The sequence below is a fragment of the Streptomyces graminilatus genome (genome assembly GCF_001418565.1).
GTDB classification, from domain to species: Bacteria; Actinomycetota; Actinomycetes; order Streptomycetales; family Streptomycetaceae; genus Streptomyces; species Streptomyces graminilatus.
Window position 1 is genome coordinate 1 of record NZ_LIQQ01000383.1, and the last position, 4533, is coordinate 4533.

At 67.7% G+C, this 4533-nt stretch carries 7 protein-coding genes; 3 read left to right on the forward strand and 4 right to left on the reverse strand.

Annotation, left to right across the window (positions count from 1 at the left end; all coding sequences use genetic code 11):
* The first annotated feature begins 292 nt into the window (after positions 1–292).
* Entirely contained in the window at positions 293–1156 is an 864-nt protein-coding gene (locus AOK08_RS29755; RefSeq protein WP_055531795.1) for a Vps62-related protein, read from the forward strand.
* 41 nt (positions 1157–1197) lie between these two features.
* Here AOK08_RS29755 and AOK08_RS29760 read toward each other — a convergent pair whose 3' ends face one another.
* Positions 1198–1491, reverse strand: coding sequence for a hypothetical protein (locus AOK08_RS29760; protein ID WP_055531797.1), 294 nt, complete (start codon positions 1489–1491; stop codon positions 1198–1200).
* Positions 1492–1568: 77 nt separating this feature from the next.
* Between AOK08_RS29760 and AOK08_RS29765 the strand changes: the two genes are divergently transcribed.
* Positions 1569–2288: a methyltransferase domain-containing protein gene (locus AOK08_RS29765; protein WP_055531807.1), complete on the forward strand. Its 720-nt coding sequence runs from the start codon at positions 1569–1571 to the stop codon at positions 2286–2288.
* A gap of 29 nt (positions 2289–2317) precedes the next feature.
* Here the strand turns inward: AOK08_RS29765 and AOK08_RS29770 are convergent, their stop codons facing one another.
* Together AOK08_RS29770 and AOK08_RS29775 are read right to left on the reverse strand one after the other, a co-directional pair.
* Entirely contained in the window at positions 2318–2503 is a 186-nt protein-coding gene (locus tag AOK08_RS29770; protein ID WP_055531799.1) for a DUF397 domain-containing protein, read from the reverse strand.
* Between the two features lie 16 nt (positions 2504–2519).
* Positions 2520–3374: a helix-turn-helix domain-containing protein gene (locus AOK08_RS29775; RefSeq protein ID WP_055531801.1), complete on the reverse strand. Its 855-nt coding sequence runs from the start codon at positions 3372–3374 to the stop codon at positions 2520–2522.
* A gap of 206 nt (positions 3375–3580) precedes the next feature.
* Here AOK08_RS29775 and AOK08_RS29780 point away from each other — a divergent pair, with 206 nt between their 5' ends.
* Positions 3581–4015, forward strand: coding sequence for an ATP-binding protein (locus AOK08_RS29780; protein WP_055531803.1), 435 nt, complete (start codon positions 3581–3583; stop codon positions 4013–4015).
* Positions 4016–4017: 2 nt separating this feature from the next.
* Here AOK08_RS29780 and AOK08_RS29785 read toward each other — a convergent pair whose 3' ends face one another.
* Entirely contained in the window at positions 4018–4413 is a 396-nt protein-coding gene (locus AOK08_RS29785; RefSeq protein ID WP_055531805.1) for a nitroreductase/quinone reductase family protein, read from the reverse strand.
* Positions 4414–4533 lie beyond the last annotated feature (120 nt).

The following is a 4533-nucleotide window of genomic DNA, read 5'->3' on the forward strand; positions in this document are numbered from 1 at the left end:
TGAAACCGTGGCGCGCATGCCCCTGACCCATCACTATTGGCATGCGCATGCCCGCCAGTACAGTACTGCTCCCGAGGGGACACTGATGGCTTCACCGAGAGACCGGTCGGCTTCCGATTCCGATTCCGCGTCCGTTTCCGTTTCCGTGCGGCGTTGGGGGGCCGGTCTGTTCGCGACGGTCTCCACAGTCGCGATGTTGGCTGTGATATCTCCTCAACCCGCTGCGGCGGCAGAGGCAATTGGCTCCACCACCTCTACCTCAGCCTCGTCGGTCTCCTCGACGGACGAGGCGATGGCGCGCCGCTACGCGCCCCGGATCTGGCTCCAGCAGGACGAGTCCTATTTCCCGGCCGCTGTCGAGCCGTTCCTGGCCAACACCCACGTTGAGACCCACGCGGACGGCGGCAACCCCAACCAGCAGTTCCTCGTGACCAACCAGTCGCTGGGCTGCGACTCCTGCACCAATCCGCCGTTCCTGACCGGACAGCGACCCGGCCAGAGCGCGGTGCCGGCCTACGCCGAGGTCGTCCACCGCACCGACAACGGCAGCCCGACCAACGTCACCGACGTCAACTACTGGACGTTTTTCCCGTACAACAACGGCAAGCGGGTCTGCGTCGGATGGTTCTCCCGCTGGGGCTGCGTCGGGGGCTACTCCACGTTCGGCAATCATGTCGGCGACTGGGAGCACGTGACTGTCCGTTTCGTGGACGACGTACCGTCCAAGATCTCGATGGGCCAGCACGACGGCGGACAGACCTTCCGGTACGGCAGCGCCGAGGTCGCCCTGGCCGGCGACCAGCCGGTGGTCTACGCGGCACAGGGGTCCCACGCCATGTACCCCGACGCGCGACGCCACACCTACCGGAACCTCCCCAACGGCGACAGCCTGAACGACGACACCGGCGCGGGCACGCTCTGGGACACCCGGCAGGCACTCAAGGTGTTCGCCTGGCAGCCGGTCGGCAGCTACACGGGCGAGTGGTCCTGGCTGAACTACACCGGCCGGTGGGGCAACCCGAAGTCGGGCTGCTTCTTCTCGGAGCCCATCAGCGGGGAATGCGTACTGGACAACGGGCCCGAGGGCCCAGCCAGGAAGTCCCTGTTCGACCCGCGCATGCAGCCGTTGGACGGGGAGCCGGGCGCAGTCCGCTGAGCGGAATGCGCTGCACAGCACCGCACCTCACCGTGAAGGGATCAGGACAGCGGCGTCTCCCGGACTCTGAGCGGGCCGATGACCGCGTCCAGTTCAGCGTCCGTGAGCGGTCCGCCGATGCCCAGGCCCTCCCAGCATTCCAGTTCGCGGAGGGCCTGGACAGACACATGGAAGACGCTGAAGAAGCGGAACATGAGCTGAAAGACGGGGAAGCCACTCTCGGTGTCCGCCGTCCTCCCCAACTCCCCGATCGCCCACCGCGCGGCCTCGGAAGCCGACCGCCCTTCAACGCCGAACCGCCGTAGTCCGGCGTCGATCGCAGCGTTGTCGGTCATCCGCTGAACACCCCCTTCGTGGCTGTGTACTCGTCTGCGAGTCTCATGTGACCAGCCCCGACACGGAAGCCGAGCACGTGGAAGCCACAAACCTCCTGTACCGCGATCCGGCACTCTGCGACGTGGTCCAGTCCGACAGCACCGGCGCCCGCATGTGCCAGATCCTGATCGAGTCGCACAGGCCGGACGCCCGGACCCTGGTCGACTTCGGATGCGGTACCGGGCGGGACCTGGAGATCCTGGCCAAGCGCTTCGAATGCGTCGGCGTGGACCTCCAGCCCGGCATGGTCGACTACGCCCGAAAGGCCCGGCCGGGGCTGGACATCCGCACCGGCGACATGCGCACAGCACGACTCGGCGCGCGCATGGACGTGGTGACCTGCATGGGCAACAGCCTCGCCTACGTGCACGACAACGAGGCGATCAGCCAGGTCTTCGCCACCTTCGCGGCACACGCCCGCCCAGAAGCGCTACTCGTTCTGTGTTCCCCCGTCGCCCCGATCACCCGGACCGAGCCGATCACCGCCACGGTGGACACCCCGAGAGGCCCCGCCACCGTCAGTGTCCGACACACGTGGGACTTGCGGACTCAGATCAACACCATGCACCGGCACTGGGTGCTGCCCTCAGGAGAGGAGGCGCGGGACGAGATCCGCAGACGCGTCCTGTTCCCCCGCGAGCTGGAACGCTACGCGGAGGACGCCGGCTTCGAGGTCCTGAACATGAGCGACGGCGCGAAAGGGGCACTCACCGGCCCGACCGCGTACACAGTTGCCCTACGACGCCTGGGGAGTTGATCCCCGCCGGGCATCCGAACAGGTCAGGCTCATTCGCCCGCCCTGAGCATGCGGATGAGGCTGCTGAAGGCGCTGCGGCCGGCCGTGATGACGGACGAGGGGTCCGGTGTTGCCGAGTCGGCGAGCAGGACCGTTTCTCTGGTGGGGGCGGATATGTGGACGCAGGCTTCGCCTTCCTGGCAGTGGGACGACTTCGTCCAGACGTGCTGGGACATGAGGGCTCCTCTACGGCTACAGGTTCTGGGCGATGGCAAGGATCAGATCCCGGGACTTCTCCGGGGCGAGCGCGGCGGCCTCGACAGTGTCCAGGAGGCGTCGGTACTTCTCCAGGTGGGCCTCGGCGTCCAGCAGCATGGGGCCGTGGAACTGGTCGAGTTGGACGGTGTCCAGCTGGGGTACCGGTCCGCACAGGTAGTTGATGGACTGGCCTGACCCGGGGAACGCGCCGACGTCGAACGGCAGCACCCGGAGGGTGATGTGGTCCCGTTCGCTCATGTCGAGCAGATGCCTGAGCTGTGCACGTGCCACGTCACGGCCGCCGACCCGCATGTGCAGGGCGGCTTCGTGGATGACGGTGCTGTACGGATTCGGGTCGGCCCGGTACACGACGTCCTGCCGTTTCACACGGTACGAGACCCGGTGTTCGACCTCGGGCGGAGTGGGGGCCGGGAGCACGTGACGGAAGATCTCGCGGGCGTGATCGGCGGTCTGGAGCATTCCGGGGATGTGCGAGGTGAAGGCGGTGCGCAGGGCCATTGAGTGGTGCTCCAGTTCGGCGAGCGAGAGCAACCCCGAGGGCAGCACCTCGCGGTACGCCTCCCACCACCAGCCGCGTGTCCTCTCGCCGGCCATGGCGGCGAGGGCGTCGACGTAGGGCTGGTTCACGCAGGAGTAGAGGTGGGCCATCGCATGGACGCGGTCGGGGCTCACGCCGAACCGGGCGGACTCCACATTGCTGAGTTGACCGGAACTGGTGCCCAGCAATTGCGCTGCCTCCGTCGAGGTCATCCCCGCCCGCTCGCGGAGTTTGCGCAGCTCCGTCGCGAGCCGGACACGTCGGGCCGTTGGAGCGGGCCTGGTCGTCATGTCGTCTCCTTTTCGCGGCCATCGCGAGGATTTGTCACCCACATGAGGGATAAAGCGCCGAGATCCTTCGGAATTCAGCAAAGCACCTTTGCGGATCCTCTACCTTCATCTCAGGCGCCCCACCGCCCAGAAGCACCCCGCTCGACGGAGCGGCCACGGTCACTGGGCAACACCATCCAACTCCCCTCCGTGATCGGAGACTTCCGATGGCCACCGTATCGCCGTCCTGGGCCTACTCCCTCCAGCTCCCGCACGATCCGCACGCACCCGGTATCGCGCGCGCCACCCTGCGTACCGTTCTGGCCGCCCATGACCTCGCCCATCTCACCCCCACGGCGGAACTCCTCGCCTCCGAACTGCTCACCAACGCCCACCTTCACACCACGGGCCCGTACATGCTGCGTCTCCTCTCCAACGAACCCGACGGGCTCCGCGTCGCCGTGTGGGACACCGACCCCCGGGTCCCGCCCGGCTTCCGCGATGCGGGCGCCCCCGTCGCCGTACCGCCGGACGACGCCGAAAGCGGGCGCGGGCTGCACCTCGTACGGGCATGCGCGGACTCGTGGGGAGTGTCCGTGCTGCGGGAGTTGGGGGCGTCGAAGGGCGGGAAGCTGCTGTGGGCGGACTGTGGGCGGGCGTAGGTTCAGCCGTCCAGATCGACCCGTACCGTCAGCAGATTCGTCCCCAGGGTGCGTACGCCCGTGCTGTTGACGCGCGGCAGTGTCCGCAGCCGGGCCACCGGATCGTCGTCCGGGAGGAGGTGAGCCGTGCCCGTGTGCCAGCGCCCGCCGACCCGCACCCGTACCCTCGGGTTCGCCTTGATGTTCCGTACGTACTGCGACTTCTCGCCGAACTCCGAGACCAGCCAGAACTCGTTGCCGACGCGGCGCCCGCCGAGTGGGGTGACGCGGGGGAGGCCCGAGGTGCGGCCCGTGGTCTCCAGGAGGGTCTGGAAGGGGAGGCGGCGCGTGACGGGGTTGCCGATGCGGCGCTGGAATGCGGTGGCGGCCTTGAATCTGAACTCTGTGAGACGGGACATTTTTCTTGCGGCTCCTGCGCTCGTGTCACCCCTGTGGTGTGTCCTTGAATGGTGTCTCAGAGGGTGACTGCTGGGCGGAGCGGGTGGGCGAGGCGGGTGGGCCCGCCCTGAAGGCTGTCC